This window comes from Nocardia carnea (genome assembly GCF_029868855.1).
Classification (GTDB): Bacteria; Actinomycetota; Actinomycetes; order Mycobacteriales; family Mycobacteriaceae; genus Nocardia; species Nocardia carnea_A.
In genome coordinates, this window is record NZ_JARWOV010000202.1 from 1 (window position 1) to 13153 (window position 13153).

The following is a 13153-nucleotide window of genomic DNA, read 5'->3' on the forward strand; positions in this document are numbered from 1 at the left end:
TGGCGATATCGGCCGCCAGCAACGGCATCATCAGCGGTTTCGCCACCCACTGCAACGATTGCCGCCCGGGGCCCCCCGGGGGGGGGCGGGGCCGGCCCGCCCCGCGAACGCCGAACCCACCGCTGATGCCGCGACACCGGCGGCGGTGTACCCGAGCAGCGCACGTCGTGACAGCGAAACCATCGAAGACTCCTTCGCACCCGGTGGAAACAGCAGATGTCTGTTCGGGTGCCGTCCCCTCCGCACTGCGCGCCGACAGCCTCGAACGCGAAAACCATTGCATCACGTCCGATGCTCTGCGCTGTACGGACGCGCGGGGATCGGGGTTACCCGGCGCGGCGGGTCATTGCCACAGCCGGGCAGTTCGGTGCGCTTACAGCAGCCGGTCGATTCGTGCGGCTACGTCCAGGCTCCGGGTGGCCGGGTCGGCGAGTTCCGCACGGACCACCCGCACCACCTGGGCGATGATCTGCTTCTTGATTCCACCCAGAACACCGAGAGCGGCGGCGCGCATGCCCTGGGCCGCATATTCGAGGCGGACGTCCTCGCGGGCCGGTGGATCCACTTCGATCACGATCAGCAGAGGGTCGGCGGCGTGGGCGGTGAGGACCAGCGGGATTTCGAGGTCGGCACGGTAGCGGTTGTCCTTGAGGACATTGACGGTGATATCCAGCGACACCGGCACCGTGAGACCGAACCGCACCAGAGCGATATCGCTGTCCACCGCCGGGACCGCGGGCAGATCGGTGAGCAGCGGCTGCCCGACCTCGCCGTGTACGGTGACCTCGGCCGCCGCCCGGGGCCCGGTGCGAAACGGGCCGATCTCGATCGGCCGCTCCGCCACATACGCCACGAAACCGGCGAGCCGTTCGCGAGTGACCATCCACGGGAAGAAGCGACGGCCGAATTCGGCATAGTCGATCCACTCGAACTCGGTGCGGCCGCGGTGCGGGGAACGCCGCCCGTCGACGATGGCCTCGACATCGTAGATCCGGCTGCGCATGACACCGGGATCGCGCAGCATCGCATTCACCCGGTTCGCGACCTCGTTCTGCAATAGTCCCGAAATAGGGTCGAGCATCCATTCGGCCACCGAATCGGCCGCCGCCAAACGCAGCAGCACACGCACGTCCGAGCGGCGGACCTCCGGGATATCGATCACGATGAGCAGCGGGTCGGCCGTGCGGGCATGGAACGTGAGGTCGATCGAGACCACCGTTTCCAGTCCGAGCCGCCGGCCGCCTAGCAGGATCTTCGCAGCGAGCGAGACCGGTATCCGGACATCGAAGCTGACTCGCGACCCGCGGCGCACCACCTCCGGCCGGCCGATCCGGCCTTCGGCCAGGAAACCGGCGAGACCGGCCGGGCCGAGATTGAACGGGCCGATACTCAGCCCGCGTCCGGTGATCCCGGCAACCGCCGCCTCGATCCTGGATTCGGTCACCGCATGGGTGACGAATCGTTCGCCGAATTCGGCGTAATCGATCCATTCCATTTCGACCGCTTCGACCGGTTCCATGAGCCGTTCCGACACCTTCACCTCCACCGCCGAAGCTCACGCTACGCGATCGAGGTTGCGGGCCCGCGCGGCTGTCCCCGGCCGCCTACAACCGGCCGTATCCGACGATCGCGATATCGTCGGCGGCGGCCGGGTCCCACCGTTCGATGCGCACCTCGTCGTCTTCGTTACCGCCGATCGTGGTCAGGATTCCGTTTTCGGAAACGAGCACGATATTCGTGTGCTGTCCGAATCGGCTGTCCGGGCCGTACAGGATCACTTCACCGGTGGCCGGCCGGTAGTCCGGGCGGAACGGAACGAATCGGCCCTGGCTCTCGTAGTACTCCTGCAGGGTGTAGACGCCGGGAATCCGCCAGGAACCGGAATTCGGGTTGGCCAGCGGCATCCCGGCGGCACGCAACACCCAGCTCACGAAGTTCGCGCACCAGGGTTCGGTATTGCCCTCCGAATACCCGGGCCCGGAACGGGGCGCGGCGAATTCGGCCGCGGCCGCGTCGACGACTCTTGTCTGCTCCGGTGTCAGCATGCTCCGGTCGACGGCCGGGAATTCGGTGAGCCGCTCGCCCACGATGCCGTCGTTCGAGCCGGGCAGCGCACACCCGCAGAGCAAGGCCAGCACTGCCACCAGGACACACCAGGCACCTATCGCGCGTCGCACCGGCCGGCCCCGCCGGAGGGCGTATCGACTCTCCTTTTTCACCCCTGTTACTTCGGTTTCTCTGTGTCGTTCGTGAACGCATCGACGCCGCCGTATTCACGGGGCGGTGCAGCCACCACGGAGCGCGCCGCATCGGTCATACGGGCTCCGCCACATCTGTTCGCTTCGGGATCAGTGCAGTGAGCGCGATGGCCACACAGGCGGCGGCGACGGAGATCAGGAAGGTGGTGTGGAACGCGTCCCGGGACGGCAGGGACACGACGCCGAAGCTGATGGTCATATTGGCCAGCACCGCACTCATCACCGCGGCCGAAGTCGAGGTTCCGACCGAACGCATCAGCGCGTTCAACCCGTTAGCGGCCGCGGTCTCGGTAATCGGCACCGCGCCCATGATCAGCGCGGGCATCGCGGCATAGGCCAGCCCGACCCCACCCGCGATCAGCACCGATGCCAGCATGATCTGCCAGACGCTGTCCATCATGGCCGAAGCACACAGATAGCCGAGACCGATCACCGCCGACCCGGTTCCGAGGGTCAGTTTGGGACCGAAGCGGGCGGAGATCCGCGCGGATACCGGGGAGAGCAGCATCATCACGCAACCGCTGGGCGCCAGCGCCAGCCCGGCCGCGACCATGGACAAACCCAGCCCGTAGCCGGTTTCGGCCGGGGCCATCAGCAGCTGCGGGAAGGTCAGCGACATGCCGTAGAGGGAGAACCCGACGGCGATCGAGGCGATATTGGTGAACAGCACCCGGGGTCGCGCGGATACCCGCAGATCCACCAGCGGGTGCCGCCGGCCGAGTTCGTATCGGCCCCAGCCGAGGAAGACCAGGATGGATATCCCGAACAGGGTGAGAATCGACGAGCTGGTCCAACCCCATTGCGCGCCCTGGGTGATCGCGATGAGCAGGGCCAGTAAGGCGGTCGCCAGCCCCGCGGCACCGCCGAAGTCGAAGGGCGCGGGTGTGCGTACCGTCGATTCGGGAACGAACCGGAAGATCAGCCCCGCGCCGATCGTGCCCATGGCGGCCGCGGCCCAGAACAGCACATGCCAATCGGCGTGCTCGGCGATGACGGCGGCCAGCGGCAAACCGATCGCCCCGCCCACTCCGAGCGTGGAACTCATCACGGCCATGGCCGAACCGACGCGCTCCGGCGGCAATTCGTCGCGCAGGATGCTGATACCCAGCGGGATGGCACCGATGGCCACACCCTGTAGCGCGCGTCCGGCGACCGACGGAATCAGCGAGGACGACATCGCGCACAGCACCGAGCCGACGACCATCGCGAGCAGGTCGAGCAGGAGAATGCGGCGTTTGCCGAACATATCGCCGAGCCGGCCGCTGATCGGTGTGCACACCGCCGAGGCCAGCAGGGTCACTGTGATCACCCAGGAGGCGTTGGTGGGTGTGGTGTTCAGGAGGTCCGGCAGGCTCGGGATGAGCGGGACGACCAGTGTCTGCATCAGCGAGACGACGATGCCGATGGTGCTCAGGGTCGCGATCAGAAGGGTCGGCGATACGCCCGGACGACCCCGTTCGTCGGATCTGGAGGGGTCATCGGCTACGGCGGTCACTCTATGCACGTTACATAGCCTGTGTATGGTGCACAATTTTGCAATCGGACGAATCAGACGCCATAGTGGCCGAATGTCCGATTCGGCTCTGCCCGCCGGTGCGGCGGATCACCGGGATTCCAGTGTCCTGGCGCGACTCGTCCTGGAGTTGACTCTGCTGTCCCGGCATCATCCCGCCGCGCGCCGCAGAACGCCCTTCCAGCTGGACAGATCCGCGTATCTGATCTTGACCCGGCTACAACTCGGCGCGCCGCTCTCGCTGCGTGAACTGGCCGAGGCGTTCGGACTCGATGTCTCCACGATCAACCGGCAGGTCGCCGCGATGCTGGAACAGGATCTGGTGGAACGGGTTCCCGACCCCGACGGTGGGGTGGCCCGTAAGATCCGCCCGAGCGAAAAGGGTCTCCGGGTCTTCGAGGGCGACCTCGAACTACAGCGCGGCGGAATAGCCAATGTGCTCGCCGATTGGCCCGCTGACGAAATCGACCAGCTGGTCCGGCTGATGGAAAGGTTCAACGAAAGCGTCGAAGGAGTCGTCCGCCATCCCTGGCCGCGTCCGTATCGACCCGCGGCTTCCGGTGGTCGATAAGCGCGAACTCGCCGGTCACCCGGTGTTCTTCCGCAGCCGGTACGGTTGAGCCATGATCACGCTCAAAAAGGAAGACGGCGCTGCGGATCTCGCGGGGATGACCAAGCTGAGTGTCGGGGTCAGCTGGGATCCCTCCGCGGGCGCCAGCGGTGGCGCGCTCGGCTGGGCGCGCCGCAAGAAGGGGGTCGACCTGGACCTCATCGCCATCCTCATGCAGGGCAGCGAACCGGTGCGGTTCGCCGGCCTGGACTCGCTGGATCCACTGGGCAACGGCTCGGTGCTGCACTCCGGTGACGAGCAGACCGGCGCGGCGGCGGGGGACGACGAAACCGTGCACGTCACTTTCGCCGATGTGCCCGACGGAATCGACGCGGTGATCTTCGTCGCGGCCGCGTTCAAGAAGGGAACGTCCTTCGAGAAGGCGAACAATATCTCCTTCAAGGTGTACGACGCGTCCGGCGGCAGCAGCCAGCAGGTGGCCGATATCTGGCCGTCGCTACTGGGTGCCGACAACGCGAACGCCGTGGCCCGCGCTTTCCGTAACGGCAATGCGTGGCAGCTCGAAGTGCTGAACCGCAAGGGCAAGATCAAGCAGGGCGATAAGCAGGCGCTGCTGCGGTTCGCCATGGGCGGGCAGTGATCGAAACCTGAGCCCGGCGTCGCACCCCGCCGGTTCTCACCGGACCCGAGCCCGGCTCCTGCCGAACCGGTTCAGATCGGTTCGGCGGACCAACCGGCCCAGCGGGTGACCTCGAACGCGAGCACCGGCCCCGGCGGCGGCTGGTGCCGGTACACCGGGTAGCGCACGGTCAACTGCTCGATACCGATTCGCGCGCGCTCCCCCGCGACAATCGCTGCGACACCGTCGGCGCGCACCCACCACAGGCGCGTCCAGTCTTCGTCGTAGAAGTCCGCCAGGACAGCGACCTCCGGGTTCGCGGTGATATTCGCGAGCCGGCGCAGAGCCGTGGTGGATTTCGGTTTCGCGTCCACGGCCGTGTAGATCGTATTTCCGGCGACCGCGAAAACGATGGGCACGAGATGCGGCCGGCCCTCGGGGGTCACCGTCGCCAGCCGCGCTACCCGAGCGTCGGCGAACCGCTCCCGCGCCCGCCCTTCGTCCAACCGCATCCGTTCTCCTCGCGCGTGCCGGGCCGGCGGATCAGCGCCGCCGGCCCCGCAGATAGTCGCTGACCACGGCCGCGCCGAGGCCGTCCAGGTCCGGTGCCACCACCCGGCCACCGCTGCGCCGGGCCACCATATCCACGAAGGCGGCCAGCCGCGGCTGTTCTCCGAGCATGAACACCGAAATGGACGCACCCAGTTTCGCCAGGGAATCGACCTGGATCATGGTGGTGGCGAGGGTGCGCCGGTCCGGCGGCCAGTTGAAGAACGACGTACCGTCGGCCTCCAGATGGGCGGTCGGTTCACCGTCGGTCACCACCAGTACCACCGGCACGGCGTCGGGGTGGCGGCGCAGATGCCGACCGGCCAGCAGCAGCGCATGGTGCAGATTGGTGCCCTGTTCCCAGACCGGTTCCAGCGCGGTCAGTTCCCCGATCTCCACCGTGGTGGCATGGCGGCCGAAAGTGATCAGTTCGAGTGCGTCGGTGCGGAACCTGGTACTGATCAGATGTTGCAGCGCCAGCGCGGTGCGTTTCATCGGAACCCAGCGGCCGTCCTGCACCATCGACCAGGAGGTGTCCACACACAGCGCGACCGCTGCCCGGGAACGCTGCTCGGTTTCGGCGATCTCCACATCCGCGACATCCAAGGTCACCGTGCGGCTCCCGGTGGAGGCCGACCGCAGTACCGCATTACGCACCGTCCGCGAAACATCCCACGGTTCGGTATCGCCGAACTGCCACGGCCTGCTCGCGCCGGTCGGCTCCCCGGAAGCCCCGGCCCGGGCGGTCTCCCGCTCGCCCTTGCGGGTACGCAACTGCCCGACCACATCCCGCAGCGCCACCTCACCGAGTCGCCGTAATGCCTTGGGCGTCAATCGTAATGATCCGTCGGGCGCCCGTTCGAACAAACCTTGACGGCGCAGTTCCCGCTCCAGTTCCGCCAGCCGGGCGGCGTCGACCCGGGCGTCGGCACCGAGCTGGCGTTCCAGCATTTCCAGGTCGATATCCTCGAGCCGCGCACCCGGATACGACTGCGCGAGCTGCGCGGCGAGTTCGTCGAGTTCGCCGAGGTCTTGCATTGCCTCGACCGCTTCGCCCATACCCAGCGGGTCCTGACCGCGGAACCGCCGGCCCGACTCCCAGTCCTCGCCCGGGCGCAGCTCGCGCAGGTTCGCGTCCAAGGCGGCGATCTGCTGCGCCAGCGCGGGATCGCCGAATGCCTGCCCGAGCAGTTCGTTCAGCTCCGACCGCTGTTGATCCGACATCGAATTCAGCATCCGCTGCGCCGCGGCGGCGCGGGCGGCCAGGCTGTCGATCAGCTCCTCGGTATTGCGCGGGTTCTCGGGGAAGAACTCGCCGTGCTCGGACATGAACTCGGCGAACTGTTCGGTGGTGTCCTCGCCCCGGCCGTGCGTGGCCAGCAGATCGTTGAGATCCGACATCATCTGCCGGACCTGCTCCACGTCCTGCGGGGTGGTGTTCTGCAACGCCTGTTTCATGCCCTGGAAGCGGGATTCCAGTAGTTCCCGGCCGAGTAGGTCGCGGATCTGCCGGTAGTTCTCGCGTCCGGTTTCCGAACGCCACTGGTACTCGCCGAGTTCGCGGACCGCGCCCGCGGTACTCGACGGCAGGGCGTCCAGCTGCATTTCGGCGAAGCGGGCATCGTCGGAAGGGTCGGGGAACAGTGCCCGGCGTTCGGCTTCCAGTGCCTTGTCCAGAAGCTCCCGAACCTCTTGTAACGTCCCGTCCAGCCGGTGGTTGCGAGAGATCTCCGACCGCCGCTCCCACAGCCGCCGCGTCAGCTCCTCGAGCCCCGGCAACCCGGTCGTCCCGCGCCGCAACAGTTCCTCGAGAGCCGAGCGCGGCGACGATCCCTCCATCACTTCGCGGCCGATATCGGCCAGCGCCTCCCGCAGATCGAGCGGAGGCGCGAGCGGATCGGGCCCTTCGTGATAGGGCCCGTAGGAATATTCGCCCGCCGCTGTCATACCGTCTCTTCTCCGGCCAGTACAGCGGTCACGCGCCGTACACCGCTATGCCCTCGTCATCGGAATCCTTGGCCACCTGGCGTGCCAGATACAGGGATTCCAAAGCGAATTCGACCGTGGCCGCGATCCGCTGGGGCGCCTCCCCGGCGTCCACGCCGAGCCGGGCGGCCACCTCGTGCAGTACCGGCAGCTCCGGAAGACCCGCCAGCACCTGTGCTCCGGACACCCGTTCGCCCGTGGTCACCAGATGTCCCTGCTCGACAGCTTCGGCCAGCGGCCGCAGGTCCAGCCCACCGAGCCGCTCCCGCGCCGTATCGGCGAACGCACGCCGCAGCATATGGGTGAGATGTTCCTGCTCCCGCCCCTCCTCACCGGATTCGAATTCCAGTTTGCCGCGCAGCACGGCCGGCACCGATTCCAGATCGACCGGCCGGGCGACAGCGGGATTCTCCCCGGTGAGCGCGGACCGGCGCAGTGCCGCCGCGGCCACCGTTTCGGCCGCCGCCACCGCGAAACGGGCCGACACACCCGATCGCTGATCGATGGCCGGCGATTCACGCAACCGCCGCACGAACCGGGCCAGCACCTCGATCAGTGGATCGCCGACCTCGGCGACGAGTTCGGCTTCCTGCCGCACCAGCGCCATCTCGGCCGGCACGGTCAGCGGGTAGTGGGTGCGGATCTCCGCACCGAAGCGGTCTTTCAGCGGAGTGATGATCCGGCCGCGATTGGTGTAATCCTCGGGGTTCGCCGTGGCCACCAGGAGCACATCCAGCGGTAACCGCAGGGTATAGCCGCGGACCTGGATATCGCGCTCCTCCATGACATTCAACAGCGCGACCTGGATCCGTTCGGCCAGATCGGGCAGTTCGTTCACGGCGACGACTCCACGATGCGCTCGCGGCACCAGCCCGAAATGGATGGTCTCCGGATCGCCGAGACTGCGGCCCTCGGCCACCTTCACCGGGTCCACATCACCGATCAGATCGCCCACGGAGGTATCCGGGGTGGCGAGTTTCTCCGCGTACCGCTGCGACCGATGCCGCCAGGTGACCGGCAGATCGTCGCCGAGTTCGGCCGCCAGCCGCAGCCCCTGCGGGCTGATCGGTTCGAGTGGGTGTTCCCCCAGTTCCAGCCCCTCGATCACCGGGGTCCATTCGTCGAGCAACCCGAGCAGCGTCCGCAGCAGCCGCGTCTTGCCCTGGCCGCGCTCCCCCAGCAGCACCACATCGTGACCGGCCAGCAGAGCCCGCTCCAGCTGCGGCAGCACGGTCCGGTCGAATCCCACGATCCCCGGCCACGGATCCTCCCCCGCACCCAGGCGGGCCAGCAGGTTCTCCCGGATCTCGGCCTTCACACTCCGCGGCGCATACCCGGCCGCCCGCAACGCGCCCGCGGTCACGGGCAGATCCTTTGGCACAGTCACCTCACCGACGCTACGACGATTTCCGTCATCGGTCGACAGCTCGCCGATCACAGCCGCCGCCGCGACCGTATTCCAGACCACGAGCGGCCGCTTCGTTCCGGTTCGCGCGCCGCCCGATCCGCTACTCGCGAACCCTGCCGGACCGGCCTAACCGGCGTGCACCGCCAGGCGCGCTCGGAGCGTATCGACTCCGCTGCCGCCCAACTCGGCCGTGGCCACACTCCGCCCCGAGGCAGCCAGCAGCAAGGCGAGCAACGGGCCGGTGACCTCCGGCCCGGACCCCGTGGTGAAATCGGCATCATCGGCTACCAGCGTGAGTCCCGCGACCAGTTCCCGGCCACCGCCGAACCCTTCCGACGTGCGGATCTGCAACCGCAGCGCGTCCGCGACCGCCTCCTGCGGGTAGGCGCGGGCGATGCCCAGCGGCCGCCGGATGTCCTCCCCGTGCACGATCATCTCGACGAGCCGGCTGTCGGCCGGCGCGGGCGGTGAGACGGTCCGGTCCAGGACAGCGCGTAGCCGGCCGAGGGTTTCGGCGGGTTGTACGCCGCGTTCGCGTTCCACACCGTTGGCCGTGAAGCGATCGAAATCGAACCCCGCCCGTGCGAACTCCCAGCAGAATCCGAGTTTGGATGTTTTCGAGCTCGCCACGATATGGGCGAGTACATCGTGTACCGACCAGCCCGCACACAACGAGGGGGTTTCCCACTGCTGCTCGCCCAGCCCCTCGAGATCGGCGATGAGCGCCAGGCGCTCCGCCCGGACGGTCGGCCAGACATCCTGCACAGTTCCTCCAGAGCTGTAGGGCCGCAGTCCCGCGCGGCAGCCACTTGCGGGGAGCGTACGGCCACCGGCCGACAGATTTCCGTGATCAGGTCCTGGTCGTGGATTCCGCCGATCCGATCCCGACCGCGCGCACGAGTCGGCTGGATACGACCCGAATCAGCGGTTCGGGCGCTGAACGCGGTCGCCGCCGACTGCGCCGTGTGCGACGGCCTCGCTCCAGAGTCGCCGCAGAATCGTCGCGGCCGGGTCCGCGGCCGCCGACCGATATTCGGTACCTGCCCACAGCGCCATATCCTCCGGCGCACTCCCCGCGGCCGCGGCCGCACGCACCGGGCTGGTGAGGTGATGGACCTGGGGATATGCCGCCGGTGCGGCCTCGCCGTAGGTGGCGATGAATTCGTTGGCCAGCCCGCGGGCCGGTCGCCCGGAGAAGGCGCGGGTTATGACGGTGCGGGTGAACCGCGGATCGCTCAGCGCGTCCTTGTGCGCCGTTTTCGCCCCCGACTCCGGACTCCGGAGGAACGCGGTGCCCAGCTGGACGGCTACCGCCCCGTGGGCGAGCAGATCCGCGATCCGCGCACCGTCACCGATCCCACCGGCCGCCACGACCGGCAGCGGGCACCATGCCGTGATCTCGTCGATCAGAGCCGGTAGGGGCGTTGTCTCCGGTTCGTCCTCGACCCGGAACGTCCCCCGATGCCCGCCGCCGTCCGGCCCTTGCACGCACAGCGCCCCGGCTCCCAGGTCCGTCGCGGCACGCGCCTCCGCGTCGGTGGTCACCGTCGCGATCACCAGGGCGCCCGCCGTACGGAGCCGTCCGACGACATCTGCCGGCGGCAGGCCGAACGTCAGCGAGACCACGGGAACCTGCTGCTCGACCAGCAGATCCACCTTCGCCGCGAACCAGTCGTCGTCCCGTTCCCGGATGGGCGGTAATTCGATCCCGTACCGCTGAGCGGCCGCACGTAACCGGACCCGGTACTCCTGTACCGCGGCCGGATCGTAGGCGGGCTGCTGCGGAACGAACAGGTTCACCCCGAACGGCTGGTCCGTGCGGGCCCGCACCTCGCGGATCTGTTCCGCCAACGCCTCCGGAGTCTTGTATCCACCCGCGAGGAAACCCAGACCGCCGGCTTCCCCGACACTCACCACCAGGTCGGGTGTGGACGGGCCGCCCGCCATGGGCGCGGCGATGATCGGAACGGTCAGGTCCGCGAGGTCGAACACGGTTCCCCTCCTCAGCTGGTCGAATTCGGTTCCGACGTTACCCAGCGCTCCCGGAGGAGGTGGAAGCCGCACGGTGACGAGACCGGGCTGCAACCGGACCTCCACTGCTCCCCCGCCGAACCGGGCGTCGGCGATCTCCGGCGCCGGTCGCAGCCGTGGTGACCGCGCCACCGGCCGGCCGGGCGGGCACGACCCGCTCGACGCTGTCGCCGAGCAGCCGGACCCGACACGGACTGCCGGCCTCCGGCGGCGCGGCAGCGGACTGCGGAAGCCGCGTTCAGAAGCGGTTCTTGTGTTCGGTCACCCAGTCGGCGAAGGTCCGGGCGGGCCGGCCCAGGAGCCGTTCGACGGTGCCGTCCGGAATCCGCGCAGACGCGGGCGGATCGGCATGCCACCCGACCACGTACTCGGCGTCGGCCCGGGAGACACCGTCGCGCAGCATCCGTTCGATCGCCGCTTCGCCGCCGATCTGTTCGAAAACGATCTCCCGGCCCAGCGCGGCGGCGAGGATATCCACCCGCGCACGTGTGGTCAGAGCCTCCGGCCCGTTCAGGTTGTAGGCGCGGCCCGCATGTCCGTCCTCGGTGAGGGCGAGCGCGGCCACCGCACCGAGATCGCCCTCGTGCACCACCGCACTCGGCAGATCGAACGGCTCCCGGACCACGCCCTCGGCCTGCACGGATTCCCGCCAGGTCAGCGCATTCGCCATGAACTCCTGCGGTTCGAGCCGGGTCCAGGGCACACCCGATTCCGCCACCGCGGTTTCGGCGGGGCCCACGTATCCACCCCACAGGATGGTGATTCGCTCGACGCCGGCGGCGACAGCCCGCCGCACCAGTTCGGGCCCGGTCTCGGCCACCCCGGCCGTCACGGTGATATGCAATGCCGTGACGCCGTCCAAAGCAGCATCCAGCGTCTCCGGCTCGGTGTGGGTACCGGCCAGTACTTCCACACCCGCCGGCAGCAATCCCGCCGCCCGCCGCGGATCCCGGGTCAGTGCCCGCACCGGATATCCTCTGCCCAGCAGTTCGGACACCACGTGCCGTCCCGTGTTTCCCGTTGCGCCGGTTACCAATATCGTCACAATGACTCCCTTCCGCCGGCCACGCTATGACCTGAACAAAGGTTGAGGTCAACCCGTGAACGAGAGAGACTTCCGCATTGCGGCCGGGCGTCCGATCCGTTCCCGGATCCGACAGGGTTACAACGACTTTGGCCCTATCCGGCACGAGATGGTGCCAGCGGCCAGTCGTCGGGGTAGCGGTAGGGCACCGCGACGACCGCGCTCTGGAAGCGGATGTACTCGGCCATCGCGAGCACTTTATCGCCGGGACCGGCGGCGCGACCCGGCGGCAGAAGACACCCGGACCGCGACTACGACGACGGTGTGATGATTTCGTCGGCGACCCACTGCGCGGCACCGGCCGGATACGGCGGTTCCAGACCGAGGACGAAATGCCTGATACCGGCGTCCAAGGTTTCGGCAATCGCATCGCGGACCAGCCCCGGCCGGTCGTAGGAGACCGGAAGGAAGGTCGATCTGACGATCGAGGCCGGGTCGCGGCCGAGGGCGGTGCAGTAACGGTCCAGCAGGGCGGCGCGTTCGACGATATCGGCAGTATCGCCGCCGGGAATATTCCACAGGTCGGCATGCTCGGCGATCACCCGCAACACCGCGTCCGAGCGACCTCCGATCATGATCGGGGGATGTGGCCGCTGAACAGGTTTGGGGTTGCCGTACGCGCCGGCGAGCCGCACGTGTCTGCCCTGGAAATCGAACGGTTCCGGTTCGGTCCACAGCCGCCGGATCACCGTGCAGGCTTCGTCGAGGTTTTCCACCGAGTTGCCGAAGCCGTGGTACGGCAGGCCGTGCGCATCGTATTCGCGGCGGGCCATCGGCAGTCCGGGTCGTGAGCCCGCTCCGATGCCGAAATCGAGTCGGCCACCGGAGACGATATCGACGGTGGTAGCGATCTTGGCCAGCATCGCCGGTGGCCGGAAGCGGTTACTGGTGACGAGTAGTCCGAGGCGCAACCGCCGCGTCTGCGCGGCGAGAGCGGACAGCAGGGTCCAGCCTTCGAAGATCGGCCCTGTCATATCGCCCACGATCGGGAAGAGATGGTCGAACAGCCAGGCGTGCTCGATCTCCGGGAGAGCGTCGGCCTCCTGCCAGACGCGCTGGACATCCTGGTAGTCGACCTGCATAGGGGCGGTCATGATGCCGAAGCTCGGGGCTGTTCTGGGCATGGGCGGTCGG

At 68.1% G+C, this 13153-nt stretch carries 12 protein-coding genes; 2 read left to right on the forward strand and 10 right to left on the reverse strand.

Going from position 1 to position 13153, the window contains the following annotated elements; genetic code table 11:
- Positions 1 to 373: 373 nt before the first annotated feature.
- From QH195_RS19290 to QH195_RS19300, 3 genes are all read right to left on the reverse strand, one after another.
- A complete protein-coding gene (locus QH195_RS19290) occupies positions 374 to 1534 on the reverse strand; it encodes a hypothetical protein (RefSeq protein ID WP_280436446.1) in 1161 nt (386 codons plus the stop codon).
- A gap of 70 nt (positions 1535 to 1604) precedes the next feature.
- Positions 1605 to 2144 (reverse strand): CHAP domain-containing protein, encoded by a 540-nt coding sequence (locus QH195_RS19295; RefSeq protein WP_280436447.1) that lies wholly within the window; start codon positions 2142 to 2144, stop codon positions 1605 to 1607.
- Positions 2145 to 2313: 169 nt separating this feature from the next.
- Positions 2314 to 3753 carry an MFS transporter gene (locus QH195_RS19300; protein WP_432278488.1) on the reverse strand — a complete coding sequence of 480 codons (1440 nt, stop codon included), beginning with the start codon at positions 3751 to 3753 and terminating at the stop codon, positions 2314 to 2316.
- Between the two features lie 73 nt (positions 3754 to 3826).
- On the opposite strand from QH195_RS19300, the gene QH195_RS19305 reads away from it, so the two are divergent.
- Positions 3827 to 4342 (forward strand): MarR family winged helix-turn-helix transcriptional regulator, encoded by a 516-nt coding sequence (locus tag QH195_RS19305; RefSeq protein WP_280436448.1) that lies wholly within the window; start codon positions 3827 to 3829, stop codon positions 4340 to 4342.
- A 52-nt stretch (positions 4343 to 4394) separates the two neighbouring features.
- A complete protein-coding gene (locus tag QH195_RS19310; RefSeq protein ID WP_062973285.1) occupies positions 4395 to 4982 on the forward strand; it encodes a TerD family protein in 588 nt (195 codons plus the stop codon).
- A gap of 71 nt (positions 4983 to 5053) precedes the next feature.
- Here the strand turns inward: QH195_RS19310 and QH195_RS19315 are convergent, their stop codons facing one another.
- The 7 genes from QH195_RS19315 to QH195_RS19345 all read right to left on the reverse strand — a co-directional run bounded on the left by QH195_RS19315 (position 5054) and on the right by QH195_RS19345 (position 13143).
- The gene (locus QH195_RS19315; protein ID WP_348536884.1) at positions 5054 to 5467 is read right to left on the reverse strand and encodes a TIGR03668 family PPOX class F420-dependent oxidoreductase; all 414 of its coding nucleotides are present in this window, start codon (positions 5465 to 5467) and stop codon (positions 5054 to 5056) included.
- A gap of 37 nt (positions 5468 to 5504) precedes the next feature.
- A complete protein-coding gene (locus QH195_RS19320) occupies positions 5505 to 7457 on the reverse strand; it encodes a vWA domain-containing protein (RefSeq protein ID WP_280436449.1) in 1953 nt (650 codons plus the stop codon).
- 28 nt (positions 7458 to 7485) lie between these two features.
- Entirely contained in the window at positions 7486 to 8883 is a 1398-nt protein-coding gene (locus QH195_RS19325) for an ATP-binding protein (protein ID WP_280436450.1), read from the reverse strand.
- Positions 8884 to 9030: 147 nt separating this feature from the next.
- Positions 9031 to 9669: a maleylpyruvate isomerase family mycothiol-dependent enzyme gene (locus tag QH195_RS19330; protein WP_280426458.1), complete on the reverse strand. Its 639-nt coding sequence runs from the start codon at positions 9667 to 9669 to the stop codon at positions 9031 to 9033.
- Positions 9670 to 9825: 156 nt separating this feature from the next.
- A complete protein-coding gene (locus QH195_RS19335; protein ID WP_280436451.1) occupies positions 9826 to 10896 on the reverse strand; it encodes a nitronate monooxygenase in 1071 nt (356 codons plus the stop codon).
- Between the two features lie 277 nt (positions 10897 to 11173).
- Positions 11174 to 11980, reverse strand: a complete 807-nt coding sequence (locus QH195_RS19340) for an NmrA family NAD(P)-binding protein (protein WP_280436452.1) — start codon at positions 11978 to 11980, stop codon at positions 11174 to 11176.
- Between the two features lie 290 nt (positions 11981 to 12270).
- Entirely contained in the window at positions 12271 to 13143 is an 873-nt protein-coding gene (locus QH195_RS19345) for an LLM class flavin-dependent oxidoreductase (RefSeq protein ID WP_280436453.1), read from the reverse strand.
- Positions 13144 to 13153: the final 10 nt, after the last annotated feature.

Excerpts from the sequence above, each read along its gene's own strand:
- QH195_RS19305 (WP_280436448.1), top strand. The coding sequence starts at position 3,827 with ATGTCCGATTCGGCTCTGCCCGCCGGTGCGGCGGATCACCGGGATTCC.
- QH195_RS19310 (WP_062973285.1), top strand. The coding sequence starts at position 4,395 with ATGATCACGCTCAAAAAGGAAGACGGCGCTGCGGATCTCGCGGGGATG.
- QH195_RS19320 (WP_280436449.1), bottom strand. The coding sequence starts at position 7,457 with ATGACAGCGGCGGGCGAATATTCCTACGGGCCCTATCACGAAGGGCCC.
- QH195_RS19345 (WP_280436453.1), bottom strand. The coding sequence starts at position 13,143 with ATGCCCAGAACAGCCCCGAGCTTCGGCATCATGACCGCCCCTATGCAG.